Source organism: Arthrobacter sp. Soil736, assembly GCF_001428005.1.
Lineage (GTDB): Bacteria > Actinomycetota > Actinomycetes > Actinomycetales > Micrococcaceae > Arthrobacter.
Genome location: NZ_LMSB01000013.1, coordinates 42,286 through 62,733, shown reverse-complemented (window position 1 = coordinate 62,733; position 20,448 = coordinate 42,286). Strand labels below are relative to the sequence as shown.

Annotated in this window: 14 protein-coding genes and 2 pseudogenes; 4 read left to right on the top strand and 12 right to left on the bottom strand. The window is 67.2% G+C overall.

Features of this window, described 5'->3' with window-relative positions:
• The first annotated feature begins 77 nt into the window (after window positions 1-77).
• Window positions 78-365 carry a WXG100 family type VII secretion target gene (locus ASG92_RS10360; RefSeq protein WP_056627579.1) on the top strand — a complete coding sequence of 96 codons (288 nt, stop codon included), beginning with the start codon at window positions 78-80 and terminating at the stop codon, window positions 363-365.
• Between the two features lie 44 nt (window positions 366-409).
• On the opposite strand, the gene ASG92_RS10355 is transcribed toward ASG92_RS10360, so the two are convergent.
• The 6 genes from ASG92_RS10355 to ASG92_RS10330 all read right to left on the bottom strand — a co-directional run bounded on the left by ASG92_RS10355 (window position 410) and on the right by ASG92_RS10330 (window position 6,322).
• The gene (locus ASG92_RS10355) at window positions 410-1,543 is read right to left on the bottom strand and encodes a ribonuclease HI family protein (protein ID WP_056627577.1); all 1,134 of its coding nucleotides are present in this window, start codon (window positions 1,541-1,543) and stop codon (window positions 410-412) included.
• A 174-nt stretch (window positions 1,544-1,717) separates the two neighbouring features.
• Window positions 1,718-3,343 carry a chaperonin GroEL gene (groL, locus tag ASG92_RS10350; protein WP_056627575.1) on the bottom strand — a complete coding sequence of 542 codons (1,626 nt, stop codon included), beginning with the start codon at window positions 3,341-3,343 and terminating at the stop codon, window positions 1,718-1,720.
• Between the two features lie 289 nt (window positions 3,344-3,632).
• Window positions 3,633-4,913 (bottom strand): ABC transporter substrate-binding protein, encoded by a 1,281-nt coding sequence (locus ASG92_RS10345; protein ID WP_056627573.1) that lies wholly within the window; start codon window positions 4,911-4,913, stop codon window positions 3,633-3,635.
• Between the two features lie 59 nt (window positions 4,914-4,972).
• Window positions 4,973-5,176 carry a cold-shock protein gene (locus tag ASG92_RS10340; RefSeq protein ID WP_157372174.1) on the bottom strand — a complete coding sequence of 68 codons (204 nt, stop codon included), beginning with the start codon at window positions 5,174-5,176 and terminating at the stop codon, window positions 4,973-4,975.
• Between the two features lie 156 nt (window positions 5,177-5,332).
• On the bottom strand, window positions 5,333-5,989 hold the full coding sequence (locus ASG92_RS10335) for a LytR C-terminal domain-containing protein (RefSeq protein ID WP_056627568.1): 657 nt from the start codon (window positions 5,987-5,989) through the stop codon (window positions 5,333-5,335).
• A gap of 51 nt (window positions 5,990-6,040) precedes the next feature.
• Window positions 6,041-6,322, bottom strand: a complete 282-nt coding sequence (locus tag ASG92_RS10330) for a DUF3263 domain-containing protein (protein WP_056627717.1) — start codon at window positions 6,320-6,322, stop codon at window positions 6,041-6,043.
• A 201-nt stretch (window positions 6,323-6,523) separates the two neighbouring features.
• Between ASG92_RS10330 and ASG92_RS10325 the strand changes: the two genes are divergently transcribed.
• The gene (locus tag ASG92_RS10325; protein ID WP_056627565.1) at window positions 6,524-7,297 is read left to right on the top strand and encodes a uracil-DNA glycosylase; all 774 of its coding nucleotides are present in this window, start codon (window positions 6,524-6,526) and stop codon (window positions 7,295-7,297) included.
• 6 nt (window positions 7,298-7,303) lie between these two features.
• Here the strand turns inward: ASG92_RS10325 and ASG92_RS10320 are convergent, their stop codons facing one another.
• Entirely contained in the window at window positions 7,304-13,303 is a 6,000-nt protein-coding gene (locus tag ASG92_RS10320; RefSeq protein ID WP_056627562.1) for an Ig-like domain-containing protein, read from the bottom strand.
• A 188-nt stretch (window positions 13,304-13,491) separates the two neighbouring features.
• On the opposite strand from ASG92_RS10320, the gene ASG92_RS10315 reads away from it, so the two are divergent.
• Entirely contained in the window at window positions 13,492-14,331 is an 840-nt protein-coding gene (locus ASG92_RS10315) for a siderophore-interacting protein (protein ID WP_056627560.1), read from the top strand.
• Here ASG92_RS10315 and ASG92_RS10310 read toward each other — a convergent pair.
• The 3 genes from ASG92_RS10310 to ASG92_RS10300 form a co-directional block, all read right to left on the bottom strand.
• A complete protein-coding gene (locus ASG92_RS10310; RefSeq protein WP_056627558.1) occupies window positions 14,328-15,824 on the bottom strand; it encodes a threonine/serine exporter family protein in 1,497 nt (498 codons plus the stop codon). The genes ASG92_RS10315 and ASG92_RS10310 overlap by 4 nt on opposite strands.
• A 31-nt stretch (window positions 15,825-15,855) precedes the next feature.
• A complete protein-coding gene (locus ASG92_RS10305; protein WP_056627555.1) occupies window positions 15,856-16,929 on the bottom strand; it encodes a peptidoglycan bridge formation glycyltransferase FemA/FemB family protein in 1,074 nt (357 codons plus the stop codon).
• Window positions 16,930-17,040: 111 nt separating this feature from the next.
• The gene (locus tag ASG92_RS10300) at window positions 17,041-17,904 is read right to left on the bottom strand and encodes a DNA/RNA non-specific endonuclease (RefSeq protein WP_082579433.1); all 864 of its coding nucleotides are present in this window, start codon (window positions 17,902-17,904) and stop codon (window positions 17,041-17,043) included.
• 91 nt (window positions 17,905-17,995) lie between these two features.
• Between ASG92_RS10300 and ASG92_RS10295 the strand changes: the two genes are divergently transcribed.
• Entirely contained in the window at window positions 17,996-18,511 is a 516-nt protein-coding gene (locus ASG92_RS10295; RefSeq protein WP_056627552.1) for a TspO/MBR family protein, read from the top strand.
• Window positions 18,512-18,536: 25 nt separating this feature from the next.
• Here ASG92_RS10295 and ASG92_RS10290 read toward each other — a convergent pair.
• Both ASG92_RS10290 and ASG92_RS29725 read right to left on the bottom strand, forming a co-directional pair.
• Window positions 18,537-19,960, bottom strand: a pseudogene (locus tag ASG92_RS10290) (L-serine ammonia-lyase).
• Between the two features lie 147 nt (window positions 19,961-20,107).
• A pseudogene (locus tag ASG92_RS29725) lies at window positions 20,108-20,448 on the bottom strand (serine hydroxymethyltransferase); the annotation flags it as partial.

Below are 20,448 nucleotides of genomic sequence, written 5' to 3'. Positions count from 1 at the left end.
CCATTCCGCAACCGACCGTCCTGCGCAGCGCAGTACCGCGCATGGCAGTCCCCGCACACTGTCGAGAGGCCACAGCCATGAGCATCATTTCCGTCGATACCGAACTCCTCCAGATGAAGTCAGCCAACGTGAAGGCCACGGTTGACCGCATCAGCGCCGACGTCCAGGCCATGAAACATGGCCTGGACGAACTTCAGGGGACCTGGCGCGGCTCGGCCGCCACCAACTTCCAGGCACTCGTCACCGAATGGACGCTGACGCAGGGCAAGGTGGAGGCGTCGCTGGCCTCCATCAACCTCGCCCTGTCCTCCGCTGCGGCCACGTACGCCCAGGCTGAACAGGGCAACGCCCAGCGCTTCAGCTAGCGTCGCGGCTTCAGCTGGCGTCGCCGGACGGGCGTCGGGCCCCGTCAGGCCTCCGGCGTGCTTTGGTGGAAGCGGAGGCGCCATTGTCCGCCGTCCAGGACCCACAGGGAGCTCCGGAGGGCTGTGCCGGAGCGCGAGTAGCTCCGGTAGGTCAGCAGGATCGCGTCCGAGCCGATGCGGTCGGCACCGAGCACGTCCAGTTCGATCGGGCCGCCGGGGCTTTCCTCGAGGGTCATCATCATCGCGTCGCGGGTCCAGATTCTTCCGGCGCTGCCGATTTCCACGAAATCCGGATGCAGCAGCACGCCCGTCCGCCCGATGTCGCTGCGCACGTCGGGGCGCAGGAGCTCACGCTCCAGCGCTTCAACGGTTTCTTCGGCGCTGGGTGTTCGGCCCCGCGCCGCGGAAAAGTCGTCCGGGCCCAGTTCGCTGAACAGGTCCGGCTCGCTGAGGGCGGCCGAGCCGTTGCTTTCGGGCACGCCGCTGCCAAGCCCGTTGCCGTTTCGGGTGGCACTGTCCCGGCCGGCACCGTTCAGGCCGGCATGGTTCAGGCCGGCACGGTCCAGGCCGGCAATGACCATGCTGTCCGCTCGGGCACTGCCCAGGCCGCTGAAAAGGTCTGGCTCGTCCATTCCGTTCGGTGCGGGGACGGAGGCGGCCCCACCAGCACGCGGGGCCTCCCGGCCCGCCGGTTCCTGGACCCCGGCGGGAGCCCCGCGGAAGCCGGGCCCCGACCGGGCAGCCACGCCCTGCTGGTAGGCCACGGCCACGGCACGGGCGCGTTCGTCGGCAGCTTCGTTCAGGTCATGGCCCGCGTGGCCCTTGACCCACTCAAAGCTGTATTTCCGGCCCACCAGTTCCCGGTCAATTTCCTTGAGGATGTCAACGTTCAGGACAGGCTTGCCGTCCGCTTTGCGCCACCCTTTGCGCTTCCAACCGGGCATCCACTTGGTCACTGAATTGATCACGTACTGGCTGTCACAGAGAATCCGCAGGTCCTCCTGCGGGATGTGGGCGGTGGCGCGGAATAGGTCCAGCACAGCCATCAGCTCACCCTGGTTGTTCGTGCCGTGCGGCCACCCTCCGGCGCGCCAGCAATCGTCGTTCACGTACCAGGCCCATCCGGCCGGGCCGGGATTTCCTAAAGCCGAACCGTCGGCCGCTGCTGTAATCGTCACGCATCCATCCTGCCAGACACCACCGACACTGCCGTCCGTGCGCCTTGAAAGACCACTGACCTGAAAGACCACTGCGGTTAAAGACCAGTGCGGTTAAAGACGGCGGCGGCCCCACCAGAAGGTGGGACCGCCGCCGGTCTTCATGCGATGTTCGCTAGCCGGAAGGCCGGGGGGTTAGAAACCGCCCATGCCGCCCATCTCGTCGCCGCCCATGGCCGGAGCGTTCTTCTCCGGCTTGTCGGCCACTACGGCCTCGGTGGTGAGGAACAGACCCGCAATGGAAGCGGCGTTCTGCAGTGCAGAGCGCGTTACCTTGACGGGGTCGTTGATGCCGGCAGCCAGCAGGTCAACGTACTCGCCGGTTGCAGCGTTCAGGCCATGACCGGCAGGCAGTCCGCGGACCTTGTCCACCACAACGCCCGGCTCGAGGCCGGCGTTGTAGGCAATCTGCTTGAGCGGAGCGTCGATGGCAACGCGGACGATGTTCGCGCCCGTTGCCTCGTCGCCTTCGAGCTGCAGGTTGGCGAATGCCTTGGCGCCGGCCTGGATCAGGGCAACGCCACCACCGGCGACGATGCCTTCCTCAACGGCAGCCTTCGCGTTGCGGACAGCGTCCTCAATGCGGTGCTTGCGCTCCTTGAGCTCAACCTCGGTTGCGGCACCGGCCTTGATGACTGCAACGCCGCCGGCCAGCTTGGCCAGCCGCTCCTGCAGCTTCTCGCGGTCGTAGTCGGAATCGGAGTTCTCGATCTCGGCACGGATCTGGGAAACGCGGCCGGCGATCTGGTCGGCGTCGCCGGCACCTTCGACGATGGTGGTCTCGTCCTTGGTGACAACAACCTTGCGGGCGTGGCCGAGGAGTTCCAGGCCTGCGTTCTCCAGCTTGAGGCCGACTTCCTCGGAAATGACCTGGCCACCGGTGAGGATGGCGATGTCGGCGAGCTGTGCCTTGCGGCGGTCACCGAAGCCCGGAGCCTTGACGGCGACGGACTTGAAGGTGCCGCGGATCTTGTTGACGATCAGGGTGGCCAGGGCCTCGCCCTCGATGTCTTCGGCAATGATCAGCAGCGGCTTGTTGGACTGCATGACCTTTTCGAGGACAGCAACCAGTTCCTTGACGTTGGAGATCTTGGAGTTGACGATCAGGATGTACGGGTCCTCAAGGACCGTTTCCTGGCGCTCGGTGTCGGTGACGAAGTACGCGGAGATGTAACCCTTGTCGAAGCGCATGCCTTCGGTGAGCTCGAGCTCCAGGCCAAAGGTGTTGGACTCCTCGACGGTGATGACACCTTCCTTGCCGACCTTGTCCAGGGCCTCGGCAATGAGGGCACCGATTTCGTTGTCGCCGGCGGAGATCGAGGCCGTGGCGGCGATCTCTTCCTTGGTTTCGATTTCCTTGGCGGAGTCCAGCAGTTCGCGGGTTACCGCTTCAACTGCCTTCTCGATGCCGCGCTTGAGGGACAGCGGGTCAGCGCCGGCCGCGACGTTGCGCAGGCCTTCCTTGACCAGGGCCTGCGCCAGCACGGTGGCCGTGGTGGTGCCGTCGCCAGCGACGTCATCCGTCTTCTTGGCAACTTCCTTGACCAGCTCGGCGCCGATCTTCTCGTAAGGATCGTCCAGCTCGATCTCCTTGGCGATGGAAACACCATCGTTGGTGATCGTGGGGGCGCCCCACTTCTTTTCGAGGACGACGTTGCGTCCACGCGGGCCGAGGGTGACCTTAACGGCGTCGGCGAGGATGTTCAGGCCCCGCTCAAGGCCGCGGCGTGCCTCTTCATCAAATGCAATGATCTTGGCCATAACGGCAGTGGTCCTTTCGGGACAGTCGTTAAGAATGAACCTCGCTGCGGTGCCCGCGACGGACAATCCTTCCCGCAGGCCTCTGTATGCCGGCAGTCCGGATCTCACCCCAACCAGGTGTTTCTTCCGCTCCACGTATGCGACTGACCTCGCTGACGGCCTGAACCGGGCGATGCTTTAGCAGTCGATACGTCGGAGTGCTAATCAATAATTAGCACTCCCCCGGGGAGAGTGCAAGCAGATGCGGCCGAAAACCGGGCAACTGCGCCAGTCGCTTCGCTCCCAGCGATCAGCCGGCGGACCGGCCGGCCGCCTCGCTGCCGGTCAGTTTGGCGTTGTTGTCCGTGCCATAGGTGAACACCATGTAGTTGGCAGCGGTGACATCGCCGTTCGCATCGAACCGGACCGGGCCTGATTCGCCGTCGTAGTCCACAGCGGTTCCCGCCTTGATGGCAGGCAGGCATTCCTTGTACGTCTTGCAGACGGAAGGCTTCCCGGCGGGCTGGGCGGCGGTTTGGCCCTGGCCTGCCGAGCCGCCCGAGACGGAGATCAGCTTGGCAGCGATCGAAGCGCCGGCGTCGTCATCCGCCACGGCGGCCGCCACGGCGGCAAGGTTGACGGCATCGTAGGTTTCCGGCGCAAAGGTCATGTCCTTGAGGTCCGCGTCCACTGCGACGAGTTCACCCTGCAGGTGCGCGGACGGGAAGACGCCGGGGACGACGGCGCGTGCGCCGTCCAGCGCCTTGGAACCGAGCCCCGAGCCGTACTGTTTGAAGGCGCCGTCGCTCAGGATGAGCTTGCTTCCCGGCATCCCGGCGTTGGTGAGTTCGGCCAGGGCGCCCTGCGCACCGTCGCGGGCAATGACGACGACGGCGTCCGGCGCAGCCTCCCGGGCGGCCGCCGCGGATTTCTGCGCCTCCCCCGGCTTGAAGGCGGAAAGCGTCACCGGACCCAGCCCGGCACCCTTCGCTGAAGCGGACACGGCCGCGGACACCTCCGTGCCGTAGCCGCTGTCCTCGTACACCACGGCGAGGCTCTTGGCCCCGCCGTCCTTGGCCATTTTCACCAGGACGGCTGCCTGGGCGACGTCGGCTGCGGCCGTGCGGAAGTAGTATCCGGCGCTGTTGTACTTGCTGAGTTCCGCCGCAGTATTCGCAGGCGAAATGAGCGTGACCTTGGCCTTGGACAACACGTCAATGGCGCCCGGAGCCCTGCTCGAATCGGTGGGACCGATTACGACGTCGGCCTTGGCGTTCACGAGTTCCCTCGCCTGCGCGGCGGTGTCGGCGTCGGTGTTTTCCGGCAACAGCTCCACCGGCCGGCCCTTGTGGCCGCCGGCCGCATTGATTTCCTGGACGGCCAGTTTGGCGGCGGCCAGCTGGGCGGCGTTCAGGAACGCCTGGGGGCCGGTGTTGTCAAGGATCAGGCCGATCCGCAGGATGCCGTCACCGCTGGCCTCAACCGAGGCCGTCCTCGCGTTACCCGCAGAACCGGAGCACCCGGTCAGCGCCAGGACGGCGGCGGCACCCCAGACGGCGGCACCCCAGACGGCGGCCGGGGCGGACGTCAAGGTTCCGGTCCGGCGTCGGGCAGTCACCGGGGAGGACCTGCGGGCGGCGCGGCGGCTCACTAGGCGGGCCGGACGTTTTCAGCCTGCGGGCCCTTTTCGCCTTCGCCGATCTCAAGTTCGACGCGCTGGCCCTCGTCAAGGGCGCGGTAGCCGTCGCCCTGGATGGCGGACCAGTGCACAAAGACGTCGTCGCCCGAGCCGTCAACCGTAATAAAGCCGTAGCCCTTTTCCGCGTTGAACCATTTCACGGTTCCCAATGCCATGATCTCCACACTTTCAGATTGCTTCCGTAAGGCCCACTTCAGTGTGTGCCGTGAATTACGCATTGAAGTCTGGAATCACTCTATCGACGGGCCCGTCCGGGCGCAGGCAGGCACCGAAAACCGGACTCAATAGTTATTGAGGCGTAACCCAAACGGTCACTGGAATTCAGGGCCCAGCACCACGGCAACCGGGGCCTGCAGGTCCGCAGTTTCAACGAGCTTCGTGATGTTCAGGAGTGCACCGAGGGCCTCGGCGTTGGCTTTATGTGCTGCGTCGGAGTAGAAAATCACCGACTCCTGCTGGGGCGATCCCTGCCAGTTGGACACCTGGCCCAAGACCCAGCCGTCCTTCTGGACCGTGGCGCCCACCCGTCCGGCAAGGCCCGGGGTGAGCGTCGCGTTGTAGACGGACACCGGCTGCGACTTGTCCACGGCGGAGGAACCCAGGACGTCGGCGCCTGCAGAGTCCTCGGCCGGGGCAGACTCGGAGGCGGAAGCCGACGGGGTGCCGGAGGCGGTGGCGCCAGGCGACGTAGTCCCGGCGGACGGCGTCGCCGTGGGGCTGGCCGGCGGGCCGGACTGTGAACTGGGCGGCGCTTCGCCGGTCATGGCGGACAGCGGGCTCGCGGCGGCCTGGAATCCAAGCTGCGGCAGGAGCAGGAACGCGACCACGCCGACGGCAAGGGACGCGATACCCACGGTCAGAATCGGCCAGAGCCTGGCGCGGGCCGGGGCCGACACGGCACGGTGTACGCCCTGACGGGCAGAGGCCTCAGGGACCCTGTCGAATTCGTCCCGAGCATAGTTGGTCATGGTGAAGTGACGTCCTTGGTGGATTTTTTGCCGGCGGTCCGGCACTGGCGTTTACGCGTCAGATCCCAGGCGGCGTGCTGTGCGGGCCCGCTGGCGTGACGTACGTAGTCTACGCAATCTCTTCACGAGCATGGGGTCGTGGGCCAGCGCAGCCTCGGTATCGATCAGTGCGTTAAGGATCTGATAGTAGTGTGTCGCCGAGAGGTCGAACAGCTCGCGGATGGCCTGTTCCTTGGCTCCCGCGTACTTCCACCACTGCCGCTCCAGAGCCAGCATCTGCTGCTCCCGCCCGCCCAACGGCGAGTCGCGCAGCTGAAAATCGTCCAGCAGCAAACCGCGCTGCGATCCGGCATCCGGCGCCGCGTCAGCCGCCGGCTGGCCTGCGAGATGGTCCTGCAACGGCTCTGCCACTGCACCCTCCTTCGCTGAATCCGGTAAAAAGCCCAACCCCCATGTTACGGACGAATAACAGCATTGTCATTTACGCCGCATGACGCCGAGGTCCCGCCTGCCGCGCTGGGGGAGAATAAGTGGGTGATTGAACCTGAACCGTTGTTTGACCTGGAGCAGGCCGAGCCGGAGAGCGCCGGCTTTGCCGAAATGGCGGGGATGCCCCTGGAGGAGCTGGTGGCTCCCGACTGGGCCGCGGCTCTGGCCGGAGTGGAGGCTGAGCTGAGGTCGGTGCTGTCCTTCCTGGCCGGGGAGGTGGCGGAAGGGCATAGGGTGCTGCCGTCGCCGTCGAACGTCCTCCGCGCGTTCCGCCAGCCGCTGGCGGACGTGCGGGTGCTGATCGTGGGCCAGGATCCGTATCCCACGCGGGGACATGCCGTCGGGCTGGCGTTCTCGGTGGACGGCCGCACGCGTCCCATCCCGCGCAGCCTGGCCAACATTTATAAGGAGCTCGAGGCCGACCTCGGGCTCCCGGCGCGCGTCCACGGGGACCTGGGCGCGTGGGCAGGGCAGGGTGTCCTGCTGCTCAACAGGGTCCTGAGCGTCCGGGAGGGCGCCGCCGGCTCCCACCGCGGCAAGGGCTGGGAAACCATCACGACGGCGGCGGTGACCGCCGTCGCAGGCCGTCGCTCCGCTGACGGCAGCCCGGCGCCGCTCGTGGCCATGCTGTGGGGCAAGGACGCCGAGGGCGTCCGGACTTTGCTGGGGGACACCCCCGTGCTGGCCAGCGCCCATCCCAGCCCGTTGTCCGCCGCGCGGGGATTCTTCGGCTCCCGGCCGTTCAGCCGCGCCAACGCCCTGCTGGCGGAGCAGGGTGCCGGCGCTGTCGACTGGGAGCTTCCGGCCCTGGCACGGTAGCCCGGTCTACTGGCAGGTCAGCGGCTGGGCACTGAGTGACTGGCCGGCCATCCGCACGAACTTCGCCGCGGCATACCCGCTCTTCACGGCCCACTGGCTTGCCGAAGAGCCCCGGAATGTGTAAACCGCGTTGGTGCCTGCACAGTTGATCGGCCGCACCTGGCCGTTGGCCATCCACTCGCCGCCGTCCGCGAGGCAGTTCACCTGGTTGTCAGCGCCGCTGGCCTGATAGCTGGTCCAGGCGCAAAGGCCGCCGAACTCGCCGTTGACCGTGAAGCTGACGTTTTGGTATGTCCGGCCGCCGGCCTGCAGCACGTCGCTGCGATGGCCTTCGCTGTCGAGGGTGGTGATGAACACCTGGACGTTCTGGTCGGGTTTGTCGCCGGCGAAGATCTCGCCGCCGCTGGCCGGAAGGGTTCCGGACGGCCCGTTCCTGCCCTCGTCGGGATACCTGCTGGTCCATTCAAAGCCGGCAATGGGTCTGCCGTTCGCCGCCGGCGGCGCAACGGTTGTCCTCACCTGGGTGTTGCCGTAGTGAAAGCCGTCCGTGATGGCCTGGAACGGTTTCCCGAAGGGAGCCACCGGATTGGCGTCGGTGAAGGGACCCGGGTAGGACTGTCCGTCCACCACGTTCGTGGCACGGACGCCGATCGTGTACGTGCCGTTGTTCGCCAGGCCGGTAATGACCTTGTTGGCCGGCACCGCTGCCACCTGGCCGCCGTTCACCCGATACTCATAGACGGTTTCTTCGGCCGCGGCCCCGCCCATGGCGGCGGGCGGGGTGAACGTGAGCTGGGCGCTGTTGTCCAGCGGATCCGCCCGCAGTCCGTTGACGGGGCCGGGAGCCCCCACGGCCCGCCGGGGATCCGACGGGGCACTGGCGGCCGAGTATCCGGCCTTGTTCCGCGCGGCAACGGTGAACGTGTAGCCGGCATCCGAATTGCCTACGGTGAAGACCGCGCTGGTCCGGCCGCCAGACACAACCTGCGAGGCGTCGGGCGAGCCGGGATGGGAGGACACCACGGTGTACTCGGTGACGGCGTCGCCGTTGCCGTCCGGCGCCGCCCAGCTGACCTGGATGACCGAGCTGTTGGCCCCCGACGTCGCGAGCGTGGTGCTCGGCTTGCCGGGCACGGCGGGCACGCCGGCCGGGATCTCCGCTGCCGAGAAGGGGCTCCACTCAGAGGGCGTGGGCGCCTTGTTCTTGGCCCGGACCTGGACCCGGTACGACGTGCCGTTCGCCAGTCCGGTCCAGGTGTAGCTCAGCCCGCGACCGGCCGACCGCACGGCGGAGCCCGCAGGAGGCGCCGGCGAGAGCTGGAGCTCGTAGTCGGTGATCGCGGATCCGGTGGTTCTGGCAGCCGGCCAGCTGACCGCCAGCTGCCTGTCGCCGAAGGACAGCGACGGCGCCTGCGGTACCTCCGGGCGCTGGTCCGGGCGTGCCGGAGCGGAACGTTCCGAGGCCTCGGATTCACCGATGCCGTTCACCGCAACCACGCTGAACGTGTATTCGACGTCGTTGGTGAGCGATCCGATCGTGCACGTGTTGGCGGGGCACAGCTGCGAAACGCCGTTGGTCCCCGTGACCCTGTAGCCGGTGATGGCCGAGCCGTTGGCAGCCGGAGTCGTCCAGTTCAGCACCACGGTGCTGTCCCGCACTTCGGTGGCCACGGGAGTGCCTGGCTTGTCCGGCTTCGCTTTGACCGTCAGCCTGATCCGCCCGTCGGCCTCGCGCCGGGGATCCCGTGTCTTGTCCTGGATCCGGTACCGCACCACCATGGTGCCCACGAACGATTCCGCGGGGCGGACGTCCACGGCGTCCCCCGAGACAGTTGCGGTGCCGTTGCCTGTTTCCACCACGGCACTGACAACGGTCAGCGGCGTGTCGGCAAACGGGTTGACGTCGTTGGCCAGCACCGGGACCCGTCGGTTTTCGCCGGCCCTGGCCTCCGCCACCTCGTCGTCGTTGGCCAATGGCAGCGGACGAAGCGAAGGCGTCAGCTGCACTTCCACTGTCCCCTGTGCCGAGAGTCCGCGCGGGTCCGTGACAGTCAGTGGCAGCATGCCTCCCGGCTCCGGCGCATCCGCCGCGGCCCTGATCTTCAGGGTGGTCCCGTCAACGCTGGCGCTGATGCCGGCAGGAAGCTGCCCGCCCAGGGTCACCTTGAGTTTGCCGTTGTCGGCCTCGTCCGGATCCGATACCAGGGTGTCCAGCTTCACCTCCGCCTCCTCGCCCTTGACCACGCTGGCGTGGGTGGAGGAAATGGCGGGCGGGTGGTTCCGGTTCGGATCTGGCAGCACGTTGATGCTGATGGTCAGCACGGACGTGAGCGTGTCCGGCGCCTCAACGGGGCCGTCGGCCACTTCGAAGGTCAGGGACGCCGGCCCCGCGTAGTCGTCGGCTGACGTGAAGACCAGAGCGGCTGCGTCCTTGACGAGCGGCTTGCCGTTGGCCGCCACCGCCGACACGCGCGAATCAACTGTGAGACGCGGGCTGCGGCCTTGGCGGACCACCACGGCGTCGTTCAGGTCGATGGCCAGTTCCCTGCCGCTGACCACTTCCAAGGGGGCCGGGCTCTTCAGCGCCGGGCGCTGCTCCGACGTTCCGGGCACGTGAATGAATGCCGTGGACGTCAGGCCGTCCAGGTCCGTGACCGTGTACGGGATGATGCGGGGGCCGGGCAACAGGGTGACGTTGACGCTGCCGTTACCGCGGACTGCCGCGTCAGTGGTTCCGGCGCCCAGCGTGACGTTCAGGTCGGAGGTCACGCCGTCGGGGTCTTCGTCGTTCTTGAGCACGGGAACGTCCACTGCGGACTTGCCCAGCGTTTCGGCGAAGGACACGCGGTCGTCCCTGGTGATCGGTGCCTTCCGCGGGGCGGAGGGCGTGACGTCGACTTTCAGGGTGCCCGTCGCCTGGCCTCCCCTTCCGTCGGAAATCCGGTAACGGATTACGACGGCGGCAGTCGTGTCCGGCGTCGTAAACCGCAGCTTCCCGTCTTCTATCGACGCGTTCAGCGCGGCATCCGCTTCAACCCCGCCGCGTACGAGGGCCAGGGCGTCGCCGTCCGGGTCCGCATCGTTGTGCAGCACGTCCACGGCCACTTTTCTGTTGGGCTGGGCGGCGACCGCATCGTTACCCGCCACCGGCGGCTGGTTGGCGGCGGTTGCGGCACCGATGCCCACCGCCACGGTGGCTGTGCTGCGGACGCCGAACGTGTCCTGCACGACGTAGCTGAAGGCATCCTGCCCGGCGGCCTTCGCCGACGCCGTGTACTCCAGGTACGTTGCGCCGACGGTGACGGTCCCCTGGGCCGGCGCCTTGTCCAGGCCGACCAGCGACACGGAATCGCCGTCGGGGTCTATGCCGTCCAGCGGAACCTGGATGCGCGTGGCGCGGCCGGCGATCGTGCGGGCGGTGAGGTTCTTCGGTTCAGGCCGGGAATTCTGGTCGGCGCCCCCGCCCTTGATGCGGATGGTGACCTGCGCGGAGGACTCCTGGCCGTCAGGACCCCGGACGACGTAGATGGCGTGCACCGTCTTCGCCGTCGGGCCGGCCTTGAACCGCAGGACGTCGCCGGAAATGCCCAGCAGCCCGTCGGCGGTGTCTACTGTCTGGGCAAGCTGCGGCTTCAGCGCCAGTGTTGCCCCGTCCGGGTGGCTGTCGTTGGCCAGCACATTCACGGTGGCAACGTCGTTGGCGCGCACTGTGATTTCGTCCGGCACCGCGCGGGGCGGCCGCAGCCGTGCCGGTGCGGGCACCGGCTGAACGGTCACCTCACCGACCGAGCTCTCCAGGCCGTTCGACACCGTGTACGTGAACGTTGCCGGTGCGGCCAGGCCGTGCGCATCGCTGATCTTGATCACGCTGTGGTCGAGAACGGCCACGGACAGGGGCGATCCGGAAGGAAGGTTGACCGATTGGATGACGAGCACGCCGCCGGCGGGGTCGATGTCGTTGGCCAGCGCATCCACGAGCGTCTGGCCGCCCTGCGGCAGCCGTGCAACATCCCGGACGGCCACCGGGGCGCCGTTGGTTCCGCCGTTGGTGACATCGATCCTGACAAGGCCCAGCTGGCTCGCGGGCCCGTTGGTCACCTGGTAGGTCACGTAATAGGTGCCGGCGGCCGGGGCATTGAAGACGAAGGTGCCGGAGTCAAAATGGGGAGCCACCTTGGCGGCCGGAGGACCCTCCACCCGGGCCAGCCGCAGCGTGGCGCCGGCCGGGTCAAAATCGTTTTCCAGTGGAGAAACCACCGCGTCCATGCCGGCAACAACGCTCAGGTGATCGGGGTTTGCCACCGGCGGCAGGCTCCCGCGGGGGCGCACCTCCACGGTAATCTTGCCCTCGATCTCGGTCCGGCCGTCGGAGACCCGGAGGGCGACCTCCTTGCGGCCCAGAGTGGTGCCGACGTCCTGGAACTGCAGCAGGCCGTCCGGGCGCACCTGGACCTGGTCATTGCCGTTGTCCGCCGTTGCGGCCTTCAGGAAGAGGTCGTCGCCGTCAGGGTCTGTCCAGTCCGTCAGCACATTCTGGCTGACGGACTTTCCCTGTTCGAGGAGGATGACGGTTTTTCGTTTTTGGGTGGGCGGACCGTTCTCCGAGTCCGACCGCACGGCCACCCTGATCCGGGCCTGTGCGCTCTTGCCCCGGCCGTCGTCCACCTGGTAGCCGAAGTCGGACGTTCCCGAGGCCTTCTCGGGAACACTGATCTGCAGGGCGGAGCCGTTGTAGATGGGCTGCGCCGTGCCGTTGCCCGGCCCCGAACCGAGAACATTCAGGGTCAGCAGGTCGCCGTCCGGGTCCGAGTCGTTGTCCAGCGGAGTCAGCAGCGTGGTCTTGCCCGGCCTGACGCCGAAGACGTCGTCCTGGGCGTTGGGCGGCCGGTTGGCCTTGGTGCGGTCCGGGAGCTGGTTGAGCGGATTCTGGTCGGCGGCGTCTTCCTTCTCCTCCTCCGACCGGTTCGGCGGCGTCTGGAGGTCCTGCCAGTTGTTGACCAGCTGCATCGCCTGCTGGACGAGCCACACGTTGCCGCCGTTGGTGTCGTTGAGCACCACAACGCTGCGGTTGACCCGGAAGACCAGCTCGGACTTGTTGTTGGCGTTCGGGACATCCGTCAGCTTGTCGTGGACGTCATCGGCGCAGTCCCGAAGGTACAGGTTGCTCTTGTTCCAAGCCGCATGCACACAGCCGTCCAGCTGCACGGGGCGGACCGGATTTCCGTTCCCGCCTGAGGTCTTTGTGGTGGCCGCGGAGCCGTCCAGCGGCTGTTCGACCAGGCCCTCGGGCGTGGCGATGGCGACGAAGCTGCCTGCGGGGCCGGGCTGCTGCAGCCGTGACCCCTCGGCGCCGGGCAGGTCAACCGTCCGGCCCCCGGGCAGGTAAAGCCGGCCGGAATCGGGGTCCAGCAGCACCGCGTCGGCTCCCACCGTCGTGAGCTGAAGACTCTTCGCGGCGGAAAAGTCGGCGTAGGACGCCGTTGCCTTGTCCCCGGCGGATCCGTCGTCCTCGACGGTCAGCCGGCTGACCTCATGTGCCGCGGGGTTGGCGATGTAGGCGGCACCGTCCGCTCCGATCACAGCCTGAAGGTTCGGCGCCCCGGAAATCACGGGCTCCGAGGTCTGCCGGTCAAAACCCCGGACGGTGTCGGTCGAAGCCAGCCAGGCCTCCCCCGTGCCCGGATCGCTGAAGACGTAGGCGCCCTGCCCGGCAGCGGCGGTGACGCCCCCGGGCAGCATGACCGGTTCGCCGAGCCGCATGGCTGCCGGGTCCACCGCCGTCAGGGACGAGCCGGCGTCCACCAATACTTCGCCCTCGTGCTGGAGGATGTCGAAGCCCGCCCCCGGCGGCGTCACGCCGCCGTCCAGGGTCTTCGACGGATAGTTGAGCCGTGCGGTCATCCCAACGCTCTTGTTGGTCACCCAGACGCCGCCGTCGTTGAGATCCACATCGGCTGATTTGACGCCCGGATAGAGAAAAGCGGCCGCCGCCATCAGCGCGGTCACCGCTGAAAAGCCTGTCGCCTGAAGCAACCGCCTGTGCTGTGCAAGGAAGTTTTTTGGCGTTGGCATGACAGTCCCCCGGTCGGCTGCGATGAAGTCCACACCAATTAGACCAACAAGTGCAGTAATCTAGCGAACCCGCAAGGTAGCCGGAGGACGGCGGGCACCGGACTTAGCCTAGGCTTACTTTCATGACTTCTGTTCCCGCCGCTACGTCCGCCACGCGGAAATCCCGTCCCCAGATCAACCTGACCGTCCTGCGCCGGGAGCAGCTTTCGGCCCACATGGTGCGCATTGTCGCCGGCGGAGAGGGCTTCGCGGAGTACGTCAACAACGACTTTGTGGACAGGTACGTCAAGATCGCCTTTCCGCAGAAGGGTGTGGACTACCCCGAGCCGCTGGACCTGTGGGCCGTCCGCGAATCAATGCCGCGGGAGCTGTGGCCGCACACCCGGACCTACACCGTGCGCTGGGTGGACGCGGCTGCCGGCGAGCTGGCCATCGACTTCGTCATCCACGGGGACGAAGGCCTGGCGGGCCCCTGGGCGGCCGCCGCCCAGCCCGGCGACTCGCTCATCTTCACGGGACCGGGCGGGGGCTACAACCCGGACCCCGCGGCCGACTGGTATCTTCTGGCCGGAGACGAAGCCGCCCTGCCGGCGATCGCCGCCGTCATCGAGTCCCTGCCTTCCGGCGCCCGGGGCCTGGCGTTCCTGGAAGTGGACACCGACGCCGATGTCCAGCCGATTGCCGCGCCGGCGGCCTTGGAGCTGGTCTGGCTGAAACGCGACGGCGCCCCGGCCGGCGGCAGCGACCTGCTGGTCAACGCGGTCCGCGATGCCGAGTGGCCCGACGGCAGGGTTGACGTCTTTGCCCACGGTGAACGCGGCTACATGAAGGGCCTGCGGGAGGTGCTGTTCCGCCAGCGCGGCCTGGAGCGCGGCCAGGTGTCGCTGTCCGGTTACTGGGCCATGGGACGCGTCGAGGATGACTTCCAGGCCGAGAAGAAGCTGCCGATCGGAAAGATCTAGCGGCGGCGGGCCCGCCGTCGTTCATTGCTCGCGAGGCTCCGGGTGAGCGGCCGCGCGAGCGTGTCGCCGAGCACAATCCCGCCGGCGACGCCGAACACAATCGCCCCGGCACTCAGCATCCCGCCGGCGCCGAGCAGGATTTCGGATTCCTCAATCGTCAGGACGTACATCGAGCGGAAGATGGTGAGTCCGGGCAGGAGAATGAGCGCCGCCGGCACGGCGACCACCAGCTGCGGGGCACCCATCCGCAGCGCCACCACCCGGGCCAGCAGGCCGATCACGACGGCGGCCAGCGCGGCGGAAAACCGCGGGCCAACGCCGAGCGTCTCCCCCGCGATCAGGACCAGGTGGCCCACCACGCCCACGGCCGCCGTCGGAAGCAGCAGCTTCCAGTCCGTCTGCTCGGTGATGCCGATGGCCACGACGGCCACCGCGACCATGATGACCAGCGCCCACAGCGGATACGCGGGCGGGAACGTCTCGGTGACGTTGATCGGTTCCATGCCGGTCATGTCGCCCACCACGAACGCCACCGCAATACCTGCGACCAGCGCTCCGAATGTCAGCACGGTGGACAGGAACCGGCCCGCCGCCGTGACGGGGAAGCCGTTGATGGCGTCCTGGACCGAGGAGACGAGGCGCCCGGTGGGAAGCAGCAGCAGGATCCCGCCCACCACGACGATGGCCGGAGCAATCTGGATCCCCACGGGGCTGCCGAACCGCCACATGAGCAGCGCGATCAGCGTCACCACAAAGGAACAGGCCGCCGTGTTGAAGAAGTCCGGCGTGCGCCAGCGGCCCAGTTGCCGGGCCAGCAGGCTGATCAGCAGGTTTGAGGCGAACGCGATGCCGGACGCGCCCGGACCGCCGCCGAGGACCCCCACGAACACCGCGGAGAAGACTCCGAACGCCACGGTGACCATCCAGCGCGGGAACGGCTTGGGGCTGCGGATGATCTCGTCCAGCCGCCGGATGGCCTCGTCCCGGCCCACGCCGCCCGCCACGATGTCCGTGACCAGCTGGTGGACTTTGGCAAGGCCGGCGTAGTTGTTCGTCCAGGAGCGCACGACGCGCAGCAGCGAGATGGGCGTCTGGTCCTGCGGCGCATAGTTGATGGCGACCGACTGGTTGGTGATGTCCACCTCGATGTTGCTCAGGCCGAGCGCCGCCGTGACCGCGATAATGCTGGTTTCCACCTCGAGGGCACCGGCGCCGTACCGGAACATCGATTCGGCGAGGCGCAGCGCAAAGTCCATGGTCTTGCGCGCGGACGCGTCAATGCCGCCCACCTGGATCATGGGGTTGGCGTAGGGGCTGCCGGTAAGCCTGTCCACGATGCTCAGCGGCGCCGTCGGCGGGCTCTCACTCTGGACCAGGCGGCGCAGCATGCGCTTGGCCGCCGCGTTCTGGTGCACCTGGGAGGCCGTGAGCGGCTCTGTTTTGGGCAGCCCTTCCGTGTGCGGCCTATTGCCGCCGCGGGGCTGTTTAGTCATTCGGGCCTCCCTCCGTGCCGTGCCTGTGACCTTAGTAGAACTGCTGTCCCGTCCGCCGGGTGTACACCTGCCGGGCCACGCGCTCGCCCGCTGCCATCCACGCCTTGTATTTCAGCGGGCTGATGACCTGGTCGTAACAGCCAACGAAGTCGGTGACCGTCTTGCTGAAGCTGGTCTTGAAAAGCCCCAGTCCGTGGAACGGGTTGGATGTGTCCTTGAGTTTGTCGCTGGGCGGGGTACCGCAGAAATCGTATTCGGTGCAGCCCAGCTCTTTGAGCTGGTTGATCGCCGTCCACTGCACCAGGTGCGAGTCGCCGTACTGCCTGCGTTTCTGCAGGGATCCGCCGTCCTTGTACGTGCCCTTGCGCCCGTAGTTGATCACGAACGCCCCCACTGACGGTACGCCGTTTTCGTAGACGAACAGAAGCCGTCCCTGGCCCCGCTTGACGAAATTGGTCCAGAACTGGCGGTAGTACTCATACTCGCGGACACGGACCTGGGATTTTGCCTCCACGGTGTTGGTCATGAGCGCATACATGGCCCTGAAATTCTCCTCGGTGGGGTCCACGTTGTGCACGTCGACGCCCTCACGGATGGCGCGCCGGACGGCATTCCTGCCCCGCGAATGCAGATTACGGAGTAGCTGGTTCTCGTCCGGGGAAATATCCAGGAGGGCCGTGGAGTCGTTGGGCTGCAGGTTGTGGGTCTTGACCAGCCCGGCTTTTTCGATGACTTCCCGTGCCGAGTCGCTTTGCACGATGTCAGGCTCGATCTTGATGGCGAAGACGCCCAGCCGTGCCCTCTTGACGAAGTCTGCGTTGGCCGCAGCGATGCCCGGAATGTCTTCGACGGCGGCAACATCGGGCCCCTTGATGAGGTACCAGAGCTTCCCCAGCACCGGAAAGGATTTTTCCAGCACGAGGTTATAGCTCGTGTAGTCAGCCGTTTCGTAGACGAGGTGGAGTGTCTTCCACCCGAAGTGCTGCTTGACGTCCGCGAAGGCCTCAGACTGAAGCAGGTTTCCGCCGTTCGGATTCGCGGTGACGTGGGAGTCCCAGTTGGCGACCTCCTCGGCGGAGGCAAAGCGGGCAGTGAATTCTCGCAAGTGTGCCGTGTCCAATCTTCGCGTACGTTTCTTCAGCAGGTGCCCGGAGAGGCAGCCTCAAGTCTATCCGCCCAGCCTTGCCGCTGGCTGGATGGATGGATGCCATGCTGCTCACAGCCGTATCTGGCTGAGGTCAGTGAGGACCATCGCGTTGCCTTCCCCGCCGGGTTCCGTGTCACTTGGGCCTGGACCCGCCGGGCCTGGACCTGCGGGGCCTGCACCTGAGGAAATGCGGTCGGCCTCCTCAAGCCTGGTGAGCGGTATTCCGGTCAGCGCCGCTATCTGCGGCACCGGGACCTGGAAGGCGCGGAACGGGCCAAGGGGCGGCGGCTCGTCCGCCAGCAGCCGCTCCCGGACGGCCCGCGCCAGTTCCTCCTTGCCCAGCTGCGGAGACTGGTCCAGCAGGAATCCCGCGGCAGCCAGCGTCCCCTCCATGGTCCAGGCTGCTATTTTCCAGAATTTCCGCGGTATCTGGACTCCCCGGTACGGCACGTCGTCGTCGGCCAGGACAGGCCCGGTGAAGACGCTGATCCTCGCGTCGTACTGACCGGCATGGTTCAGCACATGGTCCTCCAGCCCGAGCCACAGTTCCTTGCCCTGGTTGAAGTCCGATGCCTGCGGGGCAGCGTTGGGATAGGCGAATGTGTCCTGGTTGGCGGTCAGTGCCGTGGCGTCATCGCCCCACACGGGGTCGAGGCGCCGGACCAGGTGGCCGCGGTCCAGGCTGTTGTGGCGGTAGACCTCGGGCCCGGCCTGCACGCTCCGGGGCACTCTGGGGTCGAAATGCCAGATTCCAATCCGGTCAAGCGGCACCAGCTCACGGCCGTTGATGTTGACGCCCACCACCGCGGCAAGCCTGCGCGCTGGCACGAGCCGGACGGAGAAGTGGGTGTAGTCGAGGAGGACGGTGGGGCGGTCCGGGCAGGGCAGTTCAACGGCCGCCCGCAGGAAGCCGGGATCATATCCTCTGCCCATGCGTCCATGGTTGCACCGGCGTCATACAGTTCACAGGGCCGACCGTTCGCACCGGCTTGACTCTCCGTCCTCCCGTGGCAACTGTTGAACCATGGAACCCAAGGACCACGGCCGCGGCGGAAAGGCCGTTCAGGCGGCAGCGCTCCTTGCGTTCCTGGCTGCCTCTGCCGTGGTCGCTTGGCTCGGTTCCCAGGTCACCGTGGGCAACGTCGACGGCTGGTATGCCACGGCGGACAAGGCGCCCTGGTCTCCGCCCAATTGGGTGTTCGGCTCGGTGTGGACGGCGCTGTATACGGCCATGGCCGTGGCCGCCTGGCTCGTGTGGCGGAGCGACGCCCCCGGACGCAGGACAGCGCTCACCGTGTACTGCCTGCAGCTGGGCCTGAATCTGGCCTGGACGCCCGTGTTCTTCGGGCTGTATCCGGCGCTCGGGTCCGCAGCCCTCTGGCTGGCGCTCGTCATCATCGTGGCCCTTGCCCTGGCAGTCGCCGCTACGGTGCTCTGCTTCGGGCCGATCAGCCGGACGGCCGGGCTGTTGATGCTGCCGTACCTGTCCTGGGTGGTCTTTGCCGCCAGCCTGAACGTGTGGGCGGCCGCCCACAATTAGGCCACGGCAGCCCAGGTTACCGGAGTCAGCACTCCACGACGTTCACGGCCAGGCCGCCCATGGCGGTTTCCTTGTATTTGGAGCTCATGTCCTTGCCGGTTTCGCGCATGGTCACGATGACCTCGTCGAGGGACACGCGGTGCGAGCCGTCGCCCCAGAGCGCCATCTTGGCGGCGTTGATGGCCTTGGCCGCGGCGATGGCGTTCCGTTCGATGCAGGGCACCTGGACCAGCCCGCCGATCGGATCGCAGGTCAGGCCCAGGTTGTGTTCCATCGCGATTTCCGCGGCGTTTTCCACCTGCGCCGGGGTGCCGCCCATGACCTCGGCCAGGCCCGCTGCGGCCATGGACGACGCCGATCCCACCTCGCCCTGGCAGCCGACCTCGGCGCCCGAGATGGACGCCTGTTCCTTGTAGAGCACGCCGATGGCGCCGGCCGTCAGGAGGAACTTGACCACGACGTCGTCGCGGTCCTGCTGGCTGGCCTTGTCCATGCCGGGGGCGAAGTGCAGCGCGTAGTAGAGCACGGCGGGGATGATGCCGGCGGCGCCGTTCGTCGGCGCGGTCACAACCCTGCCGCCGGAGGCGTTTTCCTCGTTGACCGCCAGGGCGATCAGGTTCACCCATTCCTGCCAGTACTTCGGGTCCCGGTAGCCTCCCGGTAGCCGGGATCATGGTCCCGGCTTTCCTTGAGGAGCCGCTCGTGCCAGTCCGGCGCACGACGGCGGACCTTCAGCCCGCCGGGCAGCAGGCCTTCACGCTTCAGGCTGGTTTCCACGCAGCCTTCCATCACGGAGTAGATGTGGAGCAGGCCCTCGCGGATTTCCTCTTCGGACCGGGAGGCACGTTCGTTGACGAACATGATCTCGCCGATGGACAGGCCCTTGGACTGGCAGCGGCCCAGGAGTTCCGCTGCCGTGCGGAACGGCAGCGGCAGTTCCTTCTTGGATTCGTCGAGTTCCTTCAGCGCCGCGTCCTCTTCGCCCTCGCGGACGATGAAGCCGCCGCCCACAGAGAAGAAGGTGGCGCTGTGCAGGACCTCGCCGCCGGCGTCGGAGACGGTGAAGGTCATGCCGTTGGTGTGCCGCGGCAGGATGGTCAGCGGGCGCAGGACCATGTCCTTCACCCCGTAGGGCAGCGGGACGGACCCGGCCAGCTGCAGGGTGCCGGTTTCGGCGATGGCGGCGAGCCGCTCCTCCACTTCCTCGGGCAGGATCAGCTCGGGGTGGAAGCCCTCCAGGCCGAGCAGGATGGCCGTCATGGTGCCGTGGCCGTGCCCGGTGGCGGCGAGCGAGCCGTAGAGATCAACCCGCAACGACGCCACGCTCGCCAACTGTCCGGAGGACTTGAGCTCCTCGGCGAACACCGCGGCGGCCCGCATCGGGCCCACCGTGTGCGAACTGGATGGGCCTATTCCGATGGAGAAGAGGTCGAAGACTCCAACAGCCATTGTCGGTTCCTAACTAGGTCTAACTATGGTCCGGCAGATGGTCCCGCCGGATGACTGCCTGGCCGCGGGTCGCGGCTTGCACTCGGTCAGTACGACGGCGGGCGGCAGCTTGTGGCGCCGCCCGCCGTCGTCCTGTTTTAATCCACGCTACGCGGTTTTTGCCGCGGCGACGTGGGCTACGGCCGGGTAGAGCGGGTGGGCTTCGGCGAGGGCCTCCACCCGGGAGCGCAGGCCCGACAGGTCCGCGCCGGCGTCGGCGATGAGGGCCTCGGCGATGATGTCCGCGACCTCCGCGAAGGCCGCCTCGCCGAACCCGCGGGTCGCCAGCGCCGGGGTGCCGATCCGCAGCCCCGAGGTGACCATCGGCGGACGCGGGTCGAACGGCACGGCGTTGCGGTTGACCGTGATGTCGATCTCCGCGAGCCGGTCCTCGGCCTGCTGCCCGTCCAGCTCACAGTCGCGCAAATCCACCAGGACCAGGTGCACGT